This is a genomic window from Endozoicomonas sp. SCSIO W0465 (assembly GCF_023716865.1).
In the GTDB taxonomy this organism is placed as follows: Bacteria; Pseudomonadota; Gammaproteobacteria; order Pseudomonadales; family Endozoicomonadaceae; genus Endozoicomonas.
Map to the genome: position 1 here is coordinate 6,393,000 of NZ_CP092417.1, position 19,413 is coordinate 6,412,412.

Annotated in this window: 22 protein-coding genes; 7 read left to right on the forward strand and 15 right to left on the reverse strand. The window is 52.7% G+C overall.

Annotated elements, in window-relative coordinates; translation table 11 throughout:
* The first annotated feature begins 90 nt into the window (after window positions 1–90).
* The 4 genes from MJO57_RS28725 to MJO57_RS28740 all read left to right on the forward strand — a co-directional run bounded on the left by MJO57_RS28725 (window position 91) and on the right by MJO57_RS28740 (window position 4,460).
* Window positions 91–1,380 (forward strand): YeaH/YhbH family protein, encoded by a 1,290-nt coding sequence (locus tag MJO57_RS28725; RefSeq protein WP_252020654.1) that lies wholly within the window; start codon window positions 91–93, stop codon window positions 1,378–1,380.
* Window positions 1,367–2,947, forward strand: a complete 1,581-nt coding sequence (locus tag MJO57_RS28730) for a SpoVR family protein (RefSeq protein ID WP_252020656.1) — start codon at window positions 1,367–1,369, stop codon at window positions 2,945–2,947. Before MJO57_RS28725 ends, MJO57_RS28730 begins: the two co-directional genes overlap by 14 nt.
* A 208-nt stretch (window positions 2,948–3,155) precedes the next feature.
* A complete protein-coding gene (locus MJO57_RS28735; protein WP_252020658.1) occupies window positions 3,156–3,596 on the forward strand; it encodes a regulatory protein RecX in 441 nt (146 codons plus the stop codon).
* 333 nt (window positions 3,597–3,929) lie between these two features.
* On the forward strand, window positions 3,930–4,460 hold the full coding sequence (locus MJO57_RS28740) for a hypothetical protein (protein WP_066017860.1): 531 nt from the start codon (window positions 3,930–3,932) through the stop codon (window positions 4,458–4,460).
* A gap of 362 nt (window positions 4,461–4,822) precedes the next feature.
* Here MJO57_RS28740 and ltrA read toward each other — a convergent pair whose 3' ends face one another.
* On the reverse strand, window positions 4,823–6,085 hold the full coding sequence (gene ltrA, locus MJO57_RS28745; protein WP_252020660.1) for a group II intron reverse transcriptase/maturase: 1,263 nt from the start codon (window positions 6,083–6,085) through the stop codon (window positions 4,823–4,825).
* A 675-nt stretch (window positions 6,086–6,760) separates the two neighbouring features.
* On the opposite strand from ltrA, the gene MJO57_RS28750 reads away from it, so the two are divergent.
* Entirely contained in the window at window positions 6,761–7,510 is a 750-nt protein-coding gene (locus tag MJO57_RS28750) for a hypothetical protein (protein ID WP_252020662.1), read from the forward strand.
* An 823-nt stretch (window positions 7,511–8,333) separates the two neighbouring features.
* Window positions 8,334–9,506 carry an IS110 family transposase gene (locus MJO57_RS28755; RefSeq protein WP_252020664.1) on the forward strand — a complete coding sequence of 391 codons (1,173 nt, stop codon included), beginning with the start codon at window positions 8,334–8,336 and terminating at the stop codon, window positions 9,504–9,506.
* Here MJO57_RS28755 and MJO57_RS28760 read toward each other — a convergent pair.
* The gene (locus MJO57_RS28760) at window positions 9,468–11,105 is read right to left on the reverse strand and encodes an IS1634 family transposase (RefSeq protein ID WP_252020666.1); all 1,638 of its coding nucleotides are present in this window, start codon (window positions 11,103–11,105) and stop codon (window positions 9,468–9,470) included. The two genes, MJO57_RS28755 and MJO57_RS28760, sit on opposite strands and share 39 nt — an antisense overlap.
* A gap of 62 nt (window positions 11,106–11,167) precedes the next feature.
* Between MJO57_RS28760 and MJO57_RS32945 the strand changes: the two genes are divergently transcribed.
* Window positions 11,168–11,290 carry a hypothetical protein gene (locus MJO57_RS32945; RefSeq protein ID WP_256492691.1) on the forward strand — a complete coding sequence of 41 codons (123 nt, stop codon included), beginning with the start codon at window positions 11,168–11,170 and terminating at the stop codon, window positions 11,288–11,290.
* A gap of 36 nt (window positions 11,291–11,326) precedes the next feature.
* Here the strand turns inward: MJO57_RS32945 and MJO57_RS28765 are convergent, their stop codons facing one another.
* The 13 genes from MJO57_RS28765 to MJO57_RS28825 form a co-directional block, all read right to left on the reverse strand.
* Entirely contained in the window at window positions 11,327–11,650 is a 324-nt protein-coding gene (locus MJO57_RS28765) for a hypothetical protein (RefSeq protein ID WP_252020668.1), read from the reverse strand.
* 57 nt (window positions 11,651–11,707) lie between these two features.
* Window positions 11,708–12,520 (reverse strand): hypothetical protein, encoded by an 813-nt coding sequence (locus MJO57_RS28770; protein WP_252020669.1) that lies wholly within the window; start codon window positions 12,518–12,520, stop codon window positions 11,708–11,710.
* 28 nt (window positions 12,521–12,548) lie between these two features.
* Window positions 12,549–12,692 (reverse strand): hypothetical protein, encoded by a 144-nt coding sequence (locus MJO57_RS28775; RefSeq protein WP_252020671.1) that lies wholly within the window; start codon window positions 12,690–12,692, stop codon window positions 12,549–12,551.
* 256 nt (window positions 12,693–12,948) lie between these two features.
* Window positions 12,949–14,994, reverse strand: a complete 2,046-nt coding sequence (locus MJO57_RS28780) for a hypothetical protein (protein WP_252020673.1) — start codon at window positions 14,992–14,994, stop codon at window positions 12,949–12,951.
* 109 nt (window positions 14,995–15,103) lie between these two features.
* A complete protein-coding gene (locus MJO57_RS28785; protein WP_252020675.1) occupies window positions 15,104–15,586 on the reverse strand; it encodes a hypothetical protein in 483 nt (160 codons plus the stop codon).
* Between the two features lie 33 nt (window positions 15,587–15,619).
* Window positions 15,620–16,711 (reverse strand): hypothetical protein, encoded by a 1,092-nt coding sequence (locus MJO57_RS28790; RefSeq protein ID WP_252020677.1) that lies wholly within the window; start codon window positions 16,709–16,711, stop codon window positions 15,620–15,622.
* Window positions 16,687–17,109 carry a hypothetical protein gene (locus tag MJO57_RS28795; protein ID WP_252020679.1) on the reverse strand — a complete coding sequence of 141 codons (423 nt, stop codon included), beginning with the start codon at window positions 17,107–17,109 and terminating at the stop codon, window positions 16,687–16,689. The genes MJO57_RS28790 and MJO57_RS28795 overlap by 25 nt, the downstream gene beginning before the upstream one ends.
* Window positions 17,049–17,297: a hypothetical protein gene (locus tag MJO57_RS28800; RefSeq protein WP_066017877.1), complete on the reverse strand. Its 249-nt coding sequence runs from the start codon at window positions 17,295–17,297 to the stop codon at window positions 17,049–17,051. The genes MJO57_RS28795 and MJO57_RS28800 overlap by 61 nt, the downstream gene beginning before the upstream one ends.
* Before the next feature lie 2 nt (window positions 17,298–17,299).
* Window positions 17,300–17,707, reverse strand: a complete 408-nt coding sequence (locus tag MJO57_RS28805; protein ID WP_252020681.1) for a 3TM-type holin — start codon at window positions 17,705–17,707, stop codon at window positions 17,300–17,302.
* Window positions 17,700–18,098, reverse strand: a complete 399-nt coding sequence (locus tag MJO57_RS28810; protein ID WP_252020683.1) for a M15 family metallopeptidase — start codon at window positions 18,096–18,098, stop codon at window positions 17,700–17,702. The genes MJO57_RS28805 and MJO57_RS28810 overlap by 8 nt, the downstream gene beginning before the upstream one ends.
* A 142-nt stretch (window positions 18,099–18,240) precedes the next feature.
* Window positions 18,241–18,561: a type II toxin-antitoxin system RelE/ParE family toxin gene (locus MJO57_RS28815; RefSeq protein WP_252020685.1), complete on the reverse strand. Its 321-nt coding sequence runs from the start codon at window positions 18,559–18,561 to the stop codon at window positions 18,241–18,243.
* Complete coding sequence (locus MJO57_RS28820) at window positions 18,558–18,800, reverse strand: type II toxin-antitoxin system ParD family antitoxin (RefSeq protein WP_252020687.1); 243 nt, start codon at window positions 18,798–18,800, stop codon at window positions 18,558–18,560. Before MJO57_RS28820 ends, MJO57_RS28815 begins: the two co-directional genes overlap by 4 nt.
* 74 nt (window positions 18,801–18,874) lie before the next feature.
* The gene (locus MJO57_RS28825; protein ID WP_252020689.1) at window positions 18,875–19,402 is read right to left on the reverse strand and encodes a hypothetical protein; all 528 of its coding nucleotides are present in this window, start codon (window positions 19,400–19,402) and stop codon (window positions 18,875–18,877) included.
* Between the last annotated feature and the right edge of the window lie 11 nt (window positions 19,403–19,413).

The following is a 19,413-nucleotide window of genomic DNA, read 5'->3' on the forward strand; positions in this document are numbered from 1 at the left end:
CTGACTGACCCGCCCTGTCGCGGACCCATCGCCAGCCCCTTCAGCGGGGCTGATCCACCGAGCACTGCAGCTATCGGGAGAGCGTTCATCATGAGCCTCATCATCGACCGGCGCCTCAATGGAAAAAAGAAGAGCACCGTGAACCGGCAGCGGTTTTTGAAGCGCTACCGGCATCATGTCAAAGCCGCCGTCCAGGATGCCATTGACCAGCGTTCCATCACCGACGTTGACAGTGGCAGTGACGTCACTATTCCCAGGAAAGACCTCAGTGAGCCGTTTTTTCACCACGCACAGGGGGGACACTGCGGCCACGTGCATCCTGGCAACCACGAGTTCCACCGTGGAGACCGCATTCAGCGGCCACCGGGTGGCGATGGACAGGGCAGTGGTGCGGGGCAGGCCAGTGATGGTGGCGAAGGGGCAGATGAGTTCGTCTTCCAGATCAACCGGGACGAGTTCCTGGAATATCTGTTTGATGACCTGGAGCTGCCCAACCTGCTGAGAAAAGAACTGAAAGACAGCACCGACTATCAACTCAAACGGGCCGGGTTTACCACCGCTGGTTCCCCGGACCGGCTGAATATTGTGCGCTCACTGCGGGCTGCCCATGCCCGTCGCATCGCCCTGTCCGGTAAAGACCGGAAAGTGATCCGAACCCTGAAGCGACAACTCAGGGCCATGGAAGTGAGTCCGGACCCTGCCGATCAGCAGCAGGCCACCGCTCTTCGGGAAGAGATCAAGTCGCTCAACAAGAAGCTCAAACGACTGCCGTTTATTGACGATTTTGACCTGCGCTTTAACAACATGACCAAGGTACCCCGGCCCTCCAGCAAGGCGGTGATGTTTTGTGTCATGGATGTTTCCGGGTCCATGACGCAGGAGATCAAGGACATGGCTAAGCGCTTTTTCCTGCTGCTCTACCTGTTCCTGGAACGCAACTACGAAGCCGTGGAAGTGGTCTTTATCCGGCACCACAGTGAGGCGAGGGAGTGTGATGAGCACGACTTCTTCTACGCCCGGGAAACCGGGGGCACCATTGTCTCAAAAGCCCTGCTGCTCACCCATGACATCATTGAACGGCGGTACCCGCCCAGCCAGTGGAACATCTACATCGCCCAGGCCTCGGATGGGGATAACTGGGGCGAAGACTCGACAAAATGTTATGACGTCATCCTGGATAAGCTGCTGCCGGTATGCCAGTACTTCGCCTACGTAGAGATAACCGACCAGCACCACCAGAACCTCTGGTACGAGTACGCTACCATAGCCGAATCTTACCCGGATCACTTCGCCATGCAGCACATCCACAGCTATTCAGATATCTACCCGACCTTCCGGCGTCTGTTTGAAAAAAAGGAGGGCTCTCATGTTGGTCGCTGAAGCACCAGAAAAGCACACCATCCGGCGAAAACAACCGCTGTCCACCGGGTCAGAATGGACGTTCGAACTGCTGGACCTATACGACCGCGAGTTTGCCCGGTTGGCGGATAAATTCCGGCTGGACACCTACCCCAACCAGATTGAAGTGATCAGCTCTGAACAGATGCTGGATGCCTACTCGTCGGTGGGGATGCCCCTGATGTACAATCACTGGAGTTATGGGAAAACCTTTCTCAATAACCAGCAGAACTATCAGCGGGGGCGGATGGGGCTGGCTTACGAAATCGTGATCAACTCCAACCCCTGCATTGCCTACCTGATGGAAGAGAACACCATGCCCATGCAGGCCCTGGTGGTCGCCCACGCCTGCTACGGCCACAACTCCTTTTTTAAAGGCAACTACCTGTTCAGGCAGTGGACGGACGCCAGCGCCATCATTGATTACCTGCTGTTTGCCAAGCACTACATCGCCCAGTGCGAGGAGAAACATGGCGTTTCAGCGGTAGAGGAGATGCTGGACGCCTGCCATGCGCTGATGAACCAGGGGGTCAACCGCTATGTTCGCCCCGCCCCGGTCTCTGCAGAACAGGAACAGGCACGCTTGCGAGAGCGCGAAGCGTACATCCAGCGCAACCTGAACGATCTCTGGCGCACCATCCCGGTCAGCGAGCAATCACAGTCGCACCAGGATGAACGGTTTCCGAAAGACCCGGAAGAGAACCTGCTCTATTTCATCGAAAAAAACGCGCCGTTGCTGGAGACCTGGCAGCGGGAGATCATCCGCATCGTGCGTAAAGTGGCGCAGTATTTCTACCCGCAACGGCAAACCCAGGTCATGAACGAGGGCTGGGCAACGTTCTGGCACTACCACCTGATGCATGAAATGTACGATGAAGGGTTGATCACCGAAGGCTTTATCCTGGAATTTCTGCATTCACACTCCAGTGTCGTGTTCCAGCCGGCCTTTGATGATCCGCGGTACAGCGGGATAAACCCCTATGCTCTGGGGTTCAATATCTTTCGGGACATCCGCAGGATCTGCGAACAGCCCACGGAAGAGGACCGTGAATGGTTCCCCGATCTGGCGGGCAGTGACTGGCTGGACGCCGTGCACTTTGCCATGAAGAACTTCAAGGACGAGGGATTCATTCTTCAATACCTCTCCCCCCGGGTTATGCGGGACATGCGCCTATTCAGCATCGATGACAACGACATCAACCCCTATCTGGAAGTGGATGCCATCCATGACGAGCAGGGCTATCGGCAGTTGCGGGAAAACCTGGCCGCCTTGTACAACCTGGGCAACCGGGAGCCCAACATACAGGTGTACGACGTGGATGTCCGGGGTGACCGCTCATTGACCCTGCGCCATTACCTGCACCAGAATCGTCCGCTGGACAGGGACAGTACCCATGAACTGCTGAAACATCTGCACCGCCTGTGGGGGTTTGATGTCAAACTGGACTCGGTAGACCAGGATAACATCGTCCAGTACACCTTTATTACGAAAAACACCGGCAGCAAAGAACAGGTTAAGGTGACGTCAAAGAAGCGGATCAACCGCTAGAGCTCACAGGCAGGATGCGTCATAGTGGGGGGGGTGCCCGGTGCAGGTTACACCGGGACTTGGTGCTCCAACGCAAAGGTATGTCGATGAACGACGGTAGAATCATAGTTCATCGACCAATAATCGCAACCCCGGTTCTCATACACCGTGCAACTTCCGAGATTGACCGGAGTCGGCACCGGGCAGACCAGTTCACAGGAGCGTAGCGATGCCTGAAGTTACCGCCAACATGCTGAGACATGCCGCCATGAATCTGATGGTGCAGAAAAATTACACTCACGACGAGCTGGCGCAAAAACTGTCTTATCTCTCTGATAACGATGAACTCATCCTTGATGTGCTTGACCGGCTGGAAAAAGAGCGGCTGTTGAGTAATGAGCGCTACGTGGAAGGCTTCATTCAGCACAGATCGGCCAAAGGGCAAGGCCCTTCCCGCATTGCCCAGGATCTGGAAAAAAAAGGCATTGAGCCGGAGATGATTGTCGATGCCCTGAAAGCGTCCGGAATTAACTGGCAGGACCTGGCAAAATGGGCTCGTGAACAGAAGTTTGGTCACAAACACCCGGTATCCTCCCGGGAGATCAATGAGCAAAGAGAATTTTTGCACAGCCGGGGCTTCCCAACCGAACTGCTGGCCACTCTGTTTTGATGATCAAATGAGCAGTGTCGTTTTGTCTAGTCCGTCGACGAACACCGGGCATGATGCGCAGAAAACTGACTTAATACTTCCGGTTATGACAGGCCATGTTTTAGTAAAGCAATAATCTCAAAAAAAAAAAAAATAATAAACGACATTGCTATAGTTAAATTCACTGGAATTACGATGGAATCGTGGTGTTATTTTGATACTTCCGGTGGTCAACCTGCGATTTATCGGCGATGACCCACTTGGCGAGGGCCAGCGAGACCATCGGTGAGATCAGAAATAATGACCTGTCCATCGGATTCCGGTACCTAACGCTAGCCATTTGAGAGTATCGACATGACGGCCTCAACATTGAAAGAAGCGGCAACCGGCATCAAACCTGCCGAAAAAAACGAACTGGCCCAGAAACTGGTGGCTGCCTACAGTGAGCAGCAGGCTATTGTGAACCAGATCAAGGCGGCCCGGTGGAACAATCAGGGAGCTCGTGCTGCTGAGTTTGCGCAGCTGCTGGCGGCTGCGGCTCCGGAAGCGGCCTGCCAGCCCTCCCAATACCAGGCTCGACAAAACCAGACGGTACAACCCTTCCCACCATCGTATCAGATTGCTGAGCGTATCAGCGTGTTCGGGCGTCGTGTGCCGTCGGACTACAACGAATTGTTTGAGTACTCCCGTATTGAAGACCCTCAAACCCAGGAGACGTATCAGAACGCTGAAGCGATAGCGAAAGCCTGTGAAACGTTCGCTCAGACCGCCCGGCATACCATCAAGCTGGCCCAGCAGGCAGACGACCCGGTCACAGCGCAAGTCATGACGGCGCAACTGCAAACGGCCGAGCAGCTGGCGACGCAATTGAGACGATTTGAGTAATGACGGGTAAGACAGATTAGGGGTCAATGTAGGTTCATAAGGGATTCCGGTGTTGGTCTGCAGTCCGCACCGGTTTTTTTTCCACCAAGGCGAATTGGCAAAAAACTCCAGATGCTCGGGGCGGGTCGTGTTGTACGCCCCTTTTTTATGTCTATCCAATTTTCTCCCGCTATGCAAGTTCCTCGACTAGGTAAGACTTGGCGATGTGTTGGCTGGTATTGGCTTTTAAGCTTTGTATGTGGCTTGGCCGAGATGGCTCATGCCGCTTCACCTTTGACACCAGGCTACTTTAAATCGGGTAAGGGCCGGTCTTTCTCCAGCCCTCCCCACAGCACCCGGCATGCGGGTCCGCACCGGGCGGTTCAACGATGATGGTGAAACCTGATCCATAAGTCTTTCAATGAAACAAGCCCAATTTTCGCGAGGTAACTGTTATTCAGTGCCTGTTGTACCGCATAGGTTTTACTCAGACGGTAATACCCTTTGCTGCCGGCTGCGATCTTGGCGGCGTTAATTTTATCAACGCCTAACCTGACCAGATTCTTAAAACGGGTTTTCGGCTTGCGCCATTGCTTCAGAAAGCAGCAACGGATTCGCCGACGTATCCATTGATCCAGCAGGGGAATTGGTCGGTGATATTCCGATAACCGGAAATACCCCATCCAACCCCGGATATATTGTGCCAATTTGCGTAACCGATGTTGCATTGAGACACCCCAGCGACGACTGGTCAACTTGAGTATCCGGTATTTGAATCGGTCCAGACACTTCTGGGCCCAGCGAACTTTCTTCCCTGTGAAGGTGAAACTCAGGAATTCGCTTTCTGTTGCTTTCACAACTTTACTTTTCCGGGAGTTAATCTTCAGTTTCAATTTGCGTTCAATGAATTGGGTAATGCTGTGCATCACCCGATCCCCTGCACGCTGACTTTTGACGAGAATCACAAAATCATCACAGTATCTTGCAAAGCAATGACCCCGATATTCAAGCTCCTTGTCGAGTTCGTCGAGGACCACATTAGACAGCAAGGGTGATAAAGGCCCACCCTGTGGCATGCCAACCCTGGTCGGGTAGACATTGCCCTCAATCATGACACCGGAGCGCAGGTAGCTACCAATCAGTTTCAGAAGGCGTTTGTCGCGGACCTTACGGGAGACCCTCGACATCAAAACGTCGTGATTAACCGTATCAAAGAATTTACTCAGATCAACGTCAACAGCGTAATGAAGCCCCCGGTTGATCAACTGCTTAACCTGACGGACTCCGTCGTGTGCTGACCGTCCCGGTCGGTAGCCGAAGCTGTTTGGAGAGAAACCCGGATCAAAGACAGGGGTCAGCACCTGCACAATGGCCTGCTGTATGACCCTATCCATCACGGTAGGGATTCCCAGCAAACGCTCACCGCCGTCCGGCTTTTCTATAACATGTCGGCGCACGGGTGATGGCTGGTAGGTTCCGTCCAATAAGGCTTGACGCACTGAAGGCCAATGCTGTTTGGCAAAGTCTGGATAAGCTTCAATAGTGACTCCATCAATACCCGGAGCACCCTTGTTGCTTTTGACCTGTTTCCATGCACTTGCCAGATTAGCCGGTTCAAGTACGCAATTTAGTAGATCATGGTTCAAAGCTGGTTAAAGATTCTGTCGCCAAGTACGGTGAGTCGCCGGACGGCTGCATCGCCTTGAGGGAATCAGTCTCCTCTTTGTCGTCGATGTTCGGCCCTTCGCTAACGACTTCCCATCCGTTAATGGCTTCTGTCGTACAGCTACTATGGCCTCTGCTGACTTCTGTCCAATCACCACGCGGAGTTACCTCTGCTGGCGCTATTGGTTGCCATCGGGTTTGCTCGAACAGGATGATGAGACCTGTTCGCCGAGCCTGTTGTAACCAGTGGCTGAGAACTGGGAATTACCAATCGCATGTTGAACAGATCTCCCCGGATAAGGACATGAACTTTCAGTGCACAACCGCCGCATTTACCGTGTCTCACGAACCATAGGGCTTTGTGATCCTTGGCTCACTCGCCCAGAGACTCAGCCTTATATGCGATTTCTGTACGTCGGCTCGCACCTTTGCACTCAGACTGCCTCCGCACAGCCCCTCGCGGGACTGCACTTGCCTTAAGCTAGTGGTTGTCATCAGCAGGCGTCTTTACCGCCAGTCAGATGTAGGTTCTCCCACAGGGGACTTTCACCCCATCAGTTCATGCCCATGCCGGGCGTACCAAGCAATTTAACCAGTTAATCCGAACCACCTACCCACACTGGTGGGGGAACTGGAATTTAAGCTCCAGCATAAAGGTGGGTGCCATCGGCATTATTGATGCCACAACGGGCACATTCAGGTATTCCGGTGTCGACATAGATGACCTTGAGATAGAGTCGATCCCACTGAATAAATCGTTGGTGCTGACCAAAGGTCACGTGCAGCAATCAGGCTTGAATCTGGGGGCTGAGCTTGACGCTGTTGAGGCTTCTGGTAACGCTCAGATGACCTGGGCATTTGCCAAACGCGGATCAATGGTTGCCCAGTGGGCACTTCAAGCTCAACAGGTGATGAGAAACCCTGTTGATACCCTGCATCGAGAAATGAACACACTGAAATCGGTGGCTCATAACAACAACATGCTGGTTGATAACGTAATTATTCAGGGGTTTGGTGTGATTACCAGTGTTATCATGGCCGACGCCGGACTGTCACTGGGCTCAGAATTGAATAACTCTGAATTTCAAATCAGCGGCAGTGCTGAACTACTCAAAGGATTAACAGGTCAGGGTAGTGTGTCTGCTGGTTATTATCAAACGCATGTGAGCGGGCAAGTTGTCAGTTTTATATGGCCTTCGGATCTGACCGATGTGGTTGAGGCTGTTCCCATCGCCTTCACCTTTTCATCCATTGATGGAGAGAGAGTCATCCCGAATTGGCTCAAGCCCATCTCATTTTTTGAAATTAAAGTTGGCTCTATTTTGATTACGAACTGCTCTACAGTGAAAACTGACTGTAGGTCACGAAAAACAAGGATTGAGCAACATTACCGGACAATATGCTGACAACCTTTGTAGATAAAGGGCTTCAGCAATGTTCAACCCAGTAGCAGTCTGAAATCCTACAAGAGCCTTAAAGTTAATAACCACGGCAACTATTCCATTCACGCTGACCTTGATTATGAGTGTCCTGAGACTGGTAAAACGCATCGATCCGCCAGTATCTACGCCTATTCGGGGATAACTTTAGGTGAAATTCCATTGGATGCGACTAACGTTGATCTCATACTCAATTATCGAACCATTTTTAATAATTCGGAACACTGCTATCCGGTTAAAAAAACAGAGATCGCAGGAGGCTCTTTTCGTATTGCAGACTGCTGATTTCATAAATCAGGCTGGAATCCTCCTGTGGCAGGGCTTGGCAATATTTAGCCAGCAGTTTCCTGAAGGCATTGTATATCAAGGCCTTTGGCCAATTTTCATTGCAGAGCAGTCTGTAACCCGAAAAGAGCCTCGCAGGAAATGCCTGTCCTAACTGACTTTCGGTAAAATAGCGGTTGCCGAAACAGCTACTTCACAAATGCTCATGACCGACATTTCGGTCACCCCGCACAATGAAAATTAGGCTCTGCCACAATCATCATGGTGCAGAGCCTGACAGTGGTCGTTATCTTTGCAGTGGCTTGTAGACCCTGAACACAAATTGACCCGGACTGGATCGTTCGCACCCTCGCTTATCTCATGGTTCTGAACTGGCACCATCAAGGTTCCATTTCTGAAACATTGAATGCACGGCAAACAGTCCTGTTCTCCAAGTGAGATCATGGCGATCCGATCCAGTCCGCCAGGCTCTGCCGTTCCTCCGTGAACGTTTGGAGCATAGACGATGCAAACCATTGTGAAAAATTGCGCAGGCATTGATGTCCATAAAATGATGGTCATGGTTGCCATTCGCAAAGAAATGCCCGAAGGCAATATTCAAACATTAACCCGTGAATTCGGCACCTTCCGGAAAGACCGGGAGCTGATGTGCCAGTTCCTGCAACAACATCAGGTTGACCTGGTGGTCATGGAAAGTACCGGTGTCTACTGGAAAAGCATTTACGCATCTATCATTAGTTGCAACCTGAACCCTTGGGTAGTGAATGCCCGGCACGTCAAGAATGTGCCCGGCCGCAAGACGGATACATTGGACAGCCAGTGGCTCGCCCACCTTGCCCATTGCGGCCTGGTTCGCCCGAGCTTTGTACCTCATCCAGATCAGGAACAATTACGTTTACTGACTCGCCGGCGAGACACACTGGTCAAGCAAATGGCCAATGAAAAGAATCGTCTGCATAAAATTCTGGACGACAGCGGTATCCGGCTGGGTGGCCTGATCAGTGATATCAACGGCAAGTCTGGCCAGCGCATGGTAAACGCTCTGATTGATGGTGAATCCCTTCAGGACATTATCAAGAAGGCTGATAGTCGACTGAAGGCCGACAGAAAACAGCTGATGGCCAGTATGGATGAAGAGCTTTCCCCTTCTCATCGAATCGTATTGACAGACATTCGGGATCACATTGATTTTCTGAGCAAGCAGCAAGATAAGCTGGAAGAACAGATTCTCCAAGGCATTGAACCCTGGAAAGAAGCCTGGCAGATACTACAGACGCTGCCCGGAGTCAGCGAAATGAGTGCAGCCACACTGATCGCAGAAATCGGTGATGACATGGGCAAGTTTGGAGGCATGAAGGAAATTGCCTCGTGGGCTGGGCTGTGTCCGGGCAACAACGAGAGTGCTGGCAAATGCAAAAGTGGTCGAACCCGAAAAGGGAACAAGATGATCAAAACGATCTTGTGCGAGGTGGCTAATGCGGCCATCAAGACCAAGAGCCAGTTCAAGGGCAAGTACCAAAGCCTGGTCATTCGCAGGGGCCATAAGCGAAGCCTGGTTGCCATAGCTCACAAGCTCATTCGTGTAATTTATACCTTACTAAAGCTACGCCAGCCTTATATCCGTCATTCAGCACCCGTATCAGGAATAAATTTCCTGATACGGTCGCCCAAGAATTGAAATAATAGTCAACTGCCTTTCTTGTAATCCAACCACATGCTTTTCATGTCCATCGACCAATAGCACGTTGATACCCTGAAAGCAGAAAAACACCCAACGCGCTGTCGGGTTTTGGCAGGGTTTCCGCTTCATGTCCGGGAAAAACCGACTCTGTCGTTTTAGCTCATGCCTAATTCGATGCTGAATCGCCGCATACACTAACAGACACAGCGTCATCACCATCAGCAAGGCTTCTATTCGTTCCGGTTTCTTTAAAAACAGCGAAGAAACCAGAAACTCCGGGCTCTTCAAAAACCGAAAGCCACGCTCTACTGACTGTTGTGATTTGTAAGTACTTAGCACTTCTGCTGTACTCAGCCGACTGTCGTCCAGATCATTCGTCGCCAGCACAAAGCAACCCAGAGAACACTCTGCATCTTTGCGACAGTCAACGGATACCCAAGGATATCCGCTCACATAATATTCAATACTGTCCGGTTTAGAGCCTTTCTCCGGACGACCTACCTTGGTATAGCAGGGTTTCTCAGTAATGACAGGTTCCGCCTGACAATAAATAGTTTTTGACTGCCATTCATCGAACGCACGCAATGCGTCGGTTTCACACTTGAAGGCTTTTTTGGCCAGTTTACTGGTCAGCGCTTCTGCTTCTTTCTCAGACTTCTTTAGCATTTTTTTCAGCAGTGTTTTTTGTTCGCTCTTTCGAGCCTGCTCGCTGCGGACCAGAATCCAGCGCTGGGAGACACCCGCATGATCTGACAGCATTTCATGACTCTCATAGCCCTCAGCACCCTCCACTGGTGTCATTTCACAAGAAGCGACACTGTCAATCAGTTCTCTGGCTTCTTTGATTTTTGACGGAACCCGGGTGATAAATTGCTGGCCCTGCTGATGAAGTATCTGTACGTTATCTGTTGTATAAAGTGCTGCATCACCAATCAGGTAGCGATTATTCAGGGCTTCCCGGTAGGATTTCAAATGGCTGCTGATGACTTTTTTAAAGTTTTTATTGTCGTTTACGTTGCCACTGGACGCTTTCATAAAAACGGGAATACCGGCCTGATTTTCCGTCATCATCAGCAGTATTGCCTGGTTGAGCTCGGGTCGATGATCCCTGCTGTATCCACGACAGAGTTTGATACAGTGCATATCTTCTTCGTCGACGTCAGATTCGCTGTTATAAACGCCGTCCACATGCAAGCTTGTTGAGTCAAGGTTCAGAGCTTTGCACGACAGTTTTAAGACATTCACTGCCTTGACAGCCAGCGATAAATAGACCTCACTTACATCCAGTTCAAAAAGCTGATCCAGGGCTCTGCCGAGTACACTGTCGTTAATGTGTTCGGGTTTAATACCGGGCCTGATGAGTTTATCCAGCGGTTTATCAGCATGAAACTCCGGGAACATATGAAGCGTGCGAGCAGTGAACCCAAGGCCGTTAAGCAGCATTGATACTACGGTTTCGCCAAAGGAAATATTCCGGTGTTCAGATTGGTTAGGAACCAGGGAATCCAGATGATTAGAGATACCGAGTTCTTTGCACATACCGGCAACCAAACCCATATGATCGATACGTTGAATGTGGAACTGATGAGGATGCATTGGACATGTTCATTCTGAGAATTTTTTACATTTTAGCCGGTGTAGGGAAATTCTCAGATTGAGTGCTGAATGACGGTTATATTGATCCTGACACTGATTACGAGGGTTTGATGGTCAGGAAGAATGCGGCACGCTGGTTGAACAAACTGGTCGATTACGGCTACCTGGCTCAGGCCCAGCAATAAGCCTGAGTTTTTATTAATACGAGAGTTCCTTGTTCTTTACAGGGCGGTTGCTTGCACCTTGAGTTCAGGGATTTTCACGGCAAAGGCGTAGTACTTGGTCTTGTCGATGGGCATTTCCACCTTGGGTGGTTCCAGATCCTGATACTCAACCCCCACGGCACGATCATAATCCGCGACCGTAATATCAGGCCGGGTACGGATCACCACCTTGGAGCCTTCCGACTGGATCTCGCCTTCCCACTTGGTGTTACAGATGGCCGCCAACACGGTTCGTTTATAGAACTTCGCGTTGAGTTTCTTGGAGTAAATAACGGACAGGGCATTGGCCATAGCCCCCGTTGGAAATGTGGTCGTTGCCATGATTCAAGTCCTTTGAATCACGGGAAGCAGTTATACGACGATAATTAAACGCTCCCCTCAGAGGCGGCCTCCCTGCTTGATCCACTGGGCCAGAATCTTGTCGAGTTTTTCTTCATTGTCGTTAAACTCTTTCTGCGGCATGGCCGCAATCTGTTCCAGCGTCAGGCTCGGTTGGTGCCCCCGGGTTTTAGGGACTGAGTGGGTCCGCACCGGCGGTTCACTCAGCTGCTTTGCCTGCTGCATTTTCTGTACTGGATCAGGTGCCGGTTTCGGTGCAGGCTTGTTTACACCTGCGGCCTCTTTATAGAGACTCATGACCTGCGCTGCACCCAGTGGGCTGACACGACTCAACTCCTGAACATCAGCCGTTTGTCGTGCAAACCAGCCTTTAAAATCCTCACTGGCAGAGATCTGCTCTACATCCGGATGTAGACTGCGCAACTTGTTCCAGAATGCCTGTTGTGCCCGCTCCGCCTCCTGCTCCTGCCGAGCCTTCTCAATGGCGGCCAGCCGCTGTTCCAGTTTGCGGTTGAGCTGTTCCGACTCATCCAGCTTGTTGAACACCGGGTCCAGCTCCTGGTAGTCCTTGCGGAGTTCCTGAAACTGGTCGGACGGCTCTGGCTCACTGTTTGGCTGAGCGGTGCCCTGCTGACTGAGCAGATCCACCTTGGCCTTCAGCAGCGCCATCTGCTGCTGAAGCTCGGTATTGCTTCGCTCCAGGTCAGCGGCTTTCTGGGTGGCCTGAGTCATCAGGGCATGGGCATTCTTGCGGGACTCTTCCGCCTTGGTGTACTTGTCCTGCCAGTCTTCACCGTTATCGTCATTGGATGCTGGAGCAGGCGGCTCTGACGGTTCGTCATCAGCGTCCAACTCCGGTTCGGGTGGCGGGGGTAGCTCATCAGCGGGTTGGGTTCTGATCGGTTTGCTTGTCCTGCTCGTCCTCTTGCTGGGCAAAAGCGGCAGGGGCCTCCGTAGTCAGACCCATAAGGGCTGCTAGTTCGGCATCGGTTTCCTGATCCAGTTTTTCGGCATCTATGGCCATCTTCACTCTCCTTGTGGGGCTCGTTGGCTTGTCCACTTGGTTGCGCCTATGAAAGTCCGTGGGGCTCTGGGCTTGTCCATATTCTTTCAGGCATTGTTCGCCGCCCACTTTCCGCTCCCCGCGACCCGTAAAAGACGATACTGGTTTGGCTTTTACGGGAAGCGGGGAGCGGACAGCGGGGAGCGACGAAAGTTATTGTCGTAAATAGGTTCGCGATCGCTGCGACAGTTGCATCAGATCACTGAGTTCCTGAGTCTTACCCTGCAGGATGCGCAATTCGGTTGAATCCCGGGCGTGGGCCATTTTCTCCAGCAGTTCCGCCCGGCGACGTTGCAGGTGCTCGACCAGTGTCTGGTAATCCGGGTTGCCTTCCAGCCGCAGGATCGCCTCCGCCTCCTGGCTGGTCAGGTGCATTGGGTTGTGCATAGAGTTCTTCCTCGGGCCGCAGGGCTTTATCGGGGTCAATATCCAGGGCTTTCAGGTATTCGTTCAGCAGGTATCGGTGGTCGGTCATCGGCCCCAGTACCTCGTTCATGGTCACGTTCAGGGCGTTCATCATCCGTTCGCTCTGGATCTCCTTCGCCACCAGGGCGGCACTGCCCATGGGCACCACGTCCAGATCGCCCCGCTTGTCGTCCATCTCCGCCCAGCGCATGGCGAAGTTGAACAGGCTCTCGATCAGGGGCACCGTGGCGTAGTCGTCGATGTTTTTCACCACGCTTTTCAGGGCCACATTGGCGGCGGTCATCAACATGCTCATGCCGCTGGCGGTCTTGTTCAGGCTCTGGGTCTGTTCGCCGTGGGTGTAGCTGGGCAGTGACGTTTCTTCATCCGCAAAGCGCCGGAACAGTTCAAAGATCCCGGACAGGTCTTTCTGGTTGCTCTGGATATTGATGGCCTGAATCATCGGCCCCTCACCATCGGAGCCGTCATACCACCACATCCGGTAGGGGTAGACCTTTTTGGCATCTTCCAGGCTGGTGCCTTCCGGCAGTTTGGAGACATCCATCTGGAACATGGGACCGGCAGTGAGGGCGGCATTGTCCAGCAGCGCCCGGCCAGTGGAGTTCATCACATCCTGGCTGTCGTTCATCATGTAGGGGATGCCGATGCCCCAGAAGCGATGGAGAACCGTCTCATAGGGAACGAACTTGTAGGGAATCGCCTCCGGCTTCAGCGGGTTCAGCCGGGCCATGATCATCCGGCCATCGCATATCCAGATATTGCCCTGGTACTCCGTGTGCTCATCAATGTCGGTAACGCCGTACTCCATCAGTTGATGACCGTCTACCGGTCCCCAGTACTCCAGCACGTCGTAACGGTTGGAGGTAATGTGCGGGTCATCCGACTCATTGAGGTTGTTGAGCTCTTTTTCATAATCCAGCGGGACATGGTTACCCGCTGGCGAGTTGGCCAGAATCTCCAGTATGGTGTCGGTTTCAACGCCATGGCTGTCAGCCAGTTCCCGTAGTTCATGTTTGGTCAGCACATGACGGCGGAACAGATCGTTGGGTTTGCCACAATCGTGGGAGTAAGGGTCAGGGAACATATCGAAAATGCTGGCCCACTCCACGTCAGGCTCGATGCTCTGCTGCTCATTCAGCTGCCACTCCTCCCCTTCCGCCTCCCACTTCTCATGCTTGCGGATATTGAGGGTGGCCACTTTGATACACCCCGTGCCGAGAGTCACCTGCTCACGGGTCACCTTCTTCAGCTCGGTCAGGGCGTCAGCATTGACCAGGTAGTCCTTGATCTTGCGCTTCATCGCCATGGCCGCTTTATTGGCCCGTTCCAGCGCCTCCGACATCAGCGCCCGTTCCATCTCATCGTACCGTTCCTGGATAAGCTGGTTGCGGGTCTGGGGATCAAGGGGATAGGGAAGCAACTCCTGAATGGCGGTCATGCGGAGGTGCCGTTTGATGCTGGCGGGTATCTCCGCCAGGGGGCTGGGCACGATATCCCAGAAGCTGTCGATGTTCTGGAACAGCAGGTCGATCAACCGAGAGTAAGCGGTGTTCACCTTGGTGGTGGTGATCTTGATAAAAATACGGCTCAGGGCCTGCTGCTCATCCATGATCCGGATCTGTTCAGGGCCGTACTCCCCTTTCACCGCCCGCAGGGCATCCAACCACTCCGCCTCCACCTCCCGCCGTGATTCCCGGTACGCCTGCCAGCGGCTGAACAGGTCGGCAGCAAAGGCATCCCGCACCGCCTGTTCGCGACGCTCGTTGTCCAGAGCCGCATCCAGCTCCGCCTGCGTCACCTCATCCGGGGTAGCGATCCTGACCAGTCCGTTGTCCATTATCGGTGCGCTTTCCCTCTGCGCCTGATCCATTCCAGGCGATGACCGGCCAGGATGGCGGGGTAGTTCCCCACCACCTTCTGGGTAAAAAGAATGATTGTCCGTTCCATCAGTAGGCTGACTTTCCTGGCGAGCGATACCTCAGCTCGTTGATATTGATCTTCCGTCGTGGAAGTTTGAGCACCATCTGCTGGGCGATGGCGTAACTGATCACCCGATCATCAAAGCAACCTTCCTGCGCATTGGTCGCCCCGTTGTCTTCGATGACGTAGGTCTGGCACTCCTTTACCGTCTCTAAGTTGCAGATCCCCGCATCGCCATCTCTGAGCAATGCCGCCAGGTGATCAATCATTAACGGTTTTGATTTGGTCGTGGTAAGCCAGCCGATCCGTTTGGTACGTTTCTGGGTGCGCTGGTCCACGGTGGTTTCCATGTAGAGATTGGGGTACTTCAGGTCTTTCAGTTTGGTCAGGGTGGTGAGACCGTGGTTGTTTCTTTCAACGCCGACAAGGGCATTGTGGTAGTAACGCCCCAGGTGGTTAAGCATTTTGCCCAGATCGTCCGGTGCCACATGCCCATGCCAGTGCGCCACCTGGTAACCCTCACGGTCACACACGTCGATGGTCTAGTAATCACCGTGCTTGTGCTGTTCATTGGCCGGTGCCAGCCCTTCCGCCACATCCGATCCCACCACATACTGGGTCGCAGGTTTGGGATGCTCCCAGATCTGCAGCAGACCCGGCTTGTGCCGGTTGATGCCGTTGGGAGTCAGTTCAATGGACTGGGTTGGTGTGTAACACTCGATTTTGGCCGCTTCGGTGTGTTTGGGATCGAACACCGGGCGACCGGAAAACAGAAACGCCTCCTGGATATTGCAGGGGTATTCCTGTTTGAACTTGTCTTCCGACTTCAGCTCATAGATTTTCTGGCGACGCCACTGGAGCTGTTGATCATCCAGGTCATACTGCTGCTTCAGGTATCGTTCGTCGGCGTCGGCCGTGAAGTCGGCGGGGACTTCGCTGCGGTACTCGTCCTGCCAGAACCAAGGTATAAACACCAGTTCAAAATCACCGCGCCCAGCATCAGCGTCCATAACATAATCATAAAACACACCACCGACGCCATTAGCAGTGCTTTCCAGAATAACTTCGGTATTATTTTCATTGGGTACTGCCTGTAATACACCCGCCAGGTGTTCATCCGCATTGGGCCAGAACGCCACTTCCGATCCATGAAACAGCTGTGCCGTGGATGAACGACCGGCGCCTTTATTGCCAGCGGTGCCTACCCGATACCCGGAGTCGTGGTAAAACTCCAACAGCTTGGAGCTCTTATTCTTCAAATCCCTCTGGGTAAACGGGGGCTGATTGTCGTGATACCGCTGCACCATATCAAACAGATTGGCGGTGGCATCCGCTTCATGGGTCAGGATATAAGCCCGCAACCCCTTGCGATTGCTCACCAGCCAGTAAAAGCGGCCTTCAGTATAGGTGGAGCAGCCCTGCTGTCTGCCCTTAAGCACCACAATTCTTACTTTGCCGGTGCGCCTTCTCTGGTCTTCGATCCGGCTGTCCAGGTACCGCTGAGCCTTGTTGAGCCGAAAGGGAATGACTTTGGCGCTTTTGGTGCGGATCTTCAGGCACTTGCGGGCGTAGAACGTAAACTCGGTGAGCAGCCGCTCCCTGGCTGGCGTTATGCTTCCTTTTCTTCCAGCCATTCGTCCAGCGTCGGTATCTTTTCCGCTACCACAGTCTGTTCGTGCCGATCCCGCCAGTGGTAACGGTTTTTCATGTACATGATCAGCATGGCCGGGGAGACATCCTTGTTCATACCCAACGCGCCCTGCATGTACTTCTCTTCCCAGAACACCTCCGCCAGCACATCCGCCTGCGCTACGGCTTCGGCAAACGCTTCATGCTTATCGATGTACGACAGAAACGTGTTGTAGCTGATGCCCATCTCCGTTGCCGTCGCTTTCCGGCTTAAGCCTGTGCTCATCAGTGCCTTCACCTGCTCGCACATGTCCGGTTTGTATTTGCTGTGGTTGGCCATGGTCAGAAAAATTGCTTGATGGCAAAGGCGATGATGCCTGCCGTGGTGGTAGCCGCGATCCACTGAATCACGCTACTGATGGTGGAGTTCTTCAGCACGGCTTTCTCAATGGAATCCAACCGTTCTTCACTGCGCTTTTCCCTCAGCGCCAGATTAACCATCCGCTCATCGTGCTTGGCCAGGGTCTGCAGAATCTGGGTAATGCCGTCCAGCTTCTGCTCGATCCGGTTGAACCGCTCTTCGTCTGCCATGGCTATCTCCGCGCCACGCCTTTCAGCTTTTCCAACGTCCGGGCACTGCCCAAGCCCAGCAGGCAGAGCAACAGAGAAATCACCGTACTGGTGTCGGCTGTGGGTAACTGCTGAACCACTTCGGCTTTATCCACAAGCATCAAACCGATGATCACCACATCACGAACAATCCAGGCCCAGGCAAGAATCAATACACAGAGCCAACCCAGTGCAGGCCGCCAGCCAGAGACAAAGACCGAGGGATGTTTGGCCTCTTCGATAGTGGCCATCGCCTGCAGGATGTGGGGTTGTTGCAACTGATGATTCAACAACAATTCAGCTTTGGCCCGCTCTTCATCGGATGTGAACAAAGCATCAAGTCCACCCATCAGCTCTTTGGCTATCCCTGCCATCGGGTTCAGGTTAATCATCGTCCATCAGCTCAAAGTGAGGGTAATCCTTAAACCGGTGATCCTTGATTTCACCATCCCGATCCCAGTCACCACCCCAGCGCAGTTTGATGCCCATCCCCTGGGCAATACCCAGAACAAAACCGGCAAAGTGGGCAGCTCGTTGATCGTCGAACCAGTTGATGGGATAAGCCATCACATCCACTGCCTTACTGGGTAGCTCGTTGTGTTTACTGTCCGGCCACAGTAATTCCGACTTGCCACTCTCAAACGCCAGCATCTGGTCAGCTTCACTTCGATGACCACAGATAATCGTGCAGTCGTAGTGCTCGATCACTTTATTGAAGACACGCTGAAGCCGCTCATCACAAGTCGACAACTGTCGCTTTGACGAAGCGGAAAAGTGAAACATGATGTCCCTTTTTTTTAGTGGTTCAGTTTGGAGGTGCCAAACATAGAAAACCCGGCAATGAGAGCCGGGTTTCTTTGAAGGATTTACGCAGTTGGAGAATCAAGTTTTGGGAACTTTCCCAACCTAGAGTTTTACCGTACGTTTACTGACATTTTGAGTCAAGGTCAGTGGTCAGATGCTGTTCAACATCCATACTTTTGTGCAGGATACGAACCACTTGTATATGGGTCAGGCCTATCTGGCGATAAAACACAATGTGACTTCCCTGGGGAAATTTTCGGTAGCCTGGACGAATGTTGTCACAAGGTTTGCCGGTCATTGGACTCTCGGCCAACCGATGGAAAGTATCATCCAACTGCTTCAGATAATGGTTCCTCTGCAGTCTTCCCCATCGCTTGATTGTGTACCGGGCAATATCCTTCAAGTCGCTCACGGCTTTCCAGGTTAATTCGAAGGTATTCATTCCGGCAGTTCGCTATCTACCTCATCAATCAGGGATTGATAATCGTAATCGGCAGCTTCACTCTGCTCCCCTTCTATTAGCAGGTTGCGCAGGATAGTCAGTTTGTTTTCCCGGTTCTCCAACAGCCGAAGTGCAGCCCTGACGACTTCACTGGCCGATCCGTACCGTCCACTTTCTATTTGACTGGCGATAAAGCCGTCGAAATGATCCCCCAGGGTGATACTGGTGTTTCTGGACATGACCTTCTTCCTTAGCCCGTATTAATACCAGTATATACCAATATCTGGTACTTTCGAGAACCCTCCCAATTCGCCTACTCGTAACGGATACTGCCCGCCTGTTCCAGCAAGGCTTGGGCCTCATCTTCGGCCTGCGTAATCCATTCACTGCACACCCGATTGCATGCTTGCTTCCAGCGATACACCGTCCGTTCACTTTTGCCGGTGATATCAAACCGCCCCTTTCGGGATCTCAATTGAGGATGCTGCAGTTCCACCATCAGCCAGAGCCTCAGCAACACCGGATTGCTGCGAATCGGTTTTGGCAGACGTTCATCACTGCGGAACCGGGACTGCATTCGCTGCCAGGCCATGAGCCGTTTCGGGTAATCATCACTGTAACGGATGATCAGGACATCGTGTAACTCCGGAGTCATTCCCTGATGCAACCGACTCTGCCAGAGACCGTCATGCCCCAGTCGTTCATCCCGGCTACTGGCCTCACTGCCTGAGACCGTTTTCCGATAACCAGAATTGATATCCCGATGCCAGCTGACGGAACTCATCATCAACTCCGGCGTCCCGAAGATGCGCAGCAGTGCCTGCTCCAGTGCCCGATACATATCCGTCCTCC

What these genes read in the sequence shown, in the direction of transcription:
- MJO57_RS28780 (WP_252020673.1), bottom strand. Translation starts at nt 14,994, where the DNA reads ATGGACAACGGACTGGTCAGGATCGCTACCCCGGATGAGGTGACGCAG.
- MJO57_RS28810 (WP_252020683.1), bottom strand. Translation starts at nt 18,098, where the DNA reads ATGTTTCACTTTTCCGCTTCGTCAAAGCGACAGTTGTCGACTTGTGAT.
- MJO57_RS28735 (WP_252020658.1), top strand. Translation starts at nt 3,156, where the DNA reads ATGCCTGAAGTTACCGCCAACATGCTGAGACATGCCGCCATGAATCTG.
- MJO57_RS28765 (WP_252020668.1), bottom strand. Translation starts at nt 11,650, where the DNA reads ATGGCAACGACCACATTTCCAACGGGGGCTATGGCCAATGCCCTGTCC.
- MJO57_RS28755 (WP_252020664.1), top strand. Translation starts at nt 8,334, where the DNA reads ATGCAAACCATTGTGAAAAATTGCGCAGGCATTGATGTCCATAAAATG.
- MJO57_RS28775 (WP_252020671.1), bottom strand. Translation starts at nt 12,692, where the DNA reads ATGGCCATAGATGCCGAAAAACTGGATCAGGAAACCGATGCCGAACTA.
- MJO57_RS28800 (WP_066017877.1), bottom strand. Translation starts at nt 17,297, where the DNA reads ATGGCAGACGAAGAGCGGTTCAACCGGATCGAGCAGAAGCTGGACGGC.
- MJO57_RS28725 (WP_252020654.1), top strand. Translation starts at nt 91, where the DNA reads ATGAGCCTCATCATCGACCGGCGCCTCAATGGAAAAAAGAAGAGCACC.
- MJO57_RS28730 (WP_252020656.1), top strand. Translation starts at nt 1,367, where the DNA reads ATGTTGGTCGCTGAAGCACCAGAAAAGCACACCATCCGGCGAAAACAA.
- MJO57_RS28740 (WP_066017860.1), top strand. Translation starts at nt 3,930, where the DNA reads ATGACGGCCTCAACATTGAAAGAAGCGGCAACCGGCATCAAACCTGCC.
- MJO57_RS28790 (WP_252020677.1), bottom strand. Translation starts at nt 16,711, where the DNA reads ATGGCTGGAAGAAAAGGAAGCATAACGCCAGCCAGGGAGCGGCTGCTC.
- MJO57_RS28820 (WP_252020687.1), bottom strand. Translation starts at nt 18,800, where the DNA reads ATGTCCAGAAACACCAGTATCACCCTGGGGGATCATTTCGACGGCTTT.
- MJO57_RS28805 (WP_252020681.1), bottom strand. Translation starts at nt 17,707, where the DNA reads ATGATTAACCTGAACCCGATGGCAGGGATAGCCAAAGAGCTGATGGGT.
- MJO57_RS28760 (WP_252020666.1), bottom strand. Translation starts at nt 11,105, where the DNA reads ATGCATCCTCATCAGTTCCACATTCAACGTATCGATCATATGGGTTTG.
- MJO57_RS28825 (WP_252020689.1), bottom strand. Translation starts at nt 19,402, where the DNA reads ATGTATCGGGCACTGGAGCAGGCACTGCTGCGCATCTTCGGGACGCCG.
- MJO57_RS28815 (WP_252020685.1), bottom strand. Translation starts at nt 18,561, where the DNA reads ATGAATACCTTCGAATTAACCTGGAAAGCCGTGAGCGACTTGAAGGAT.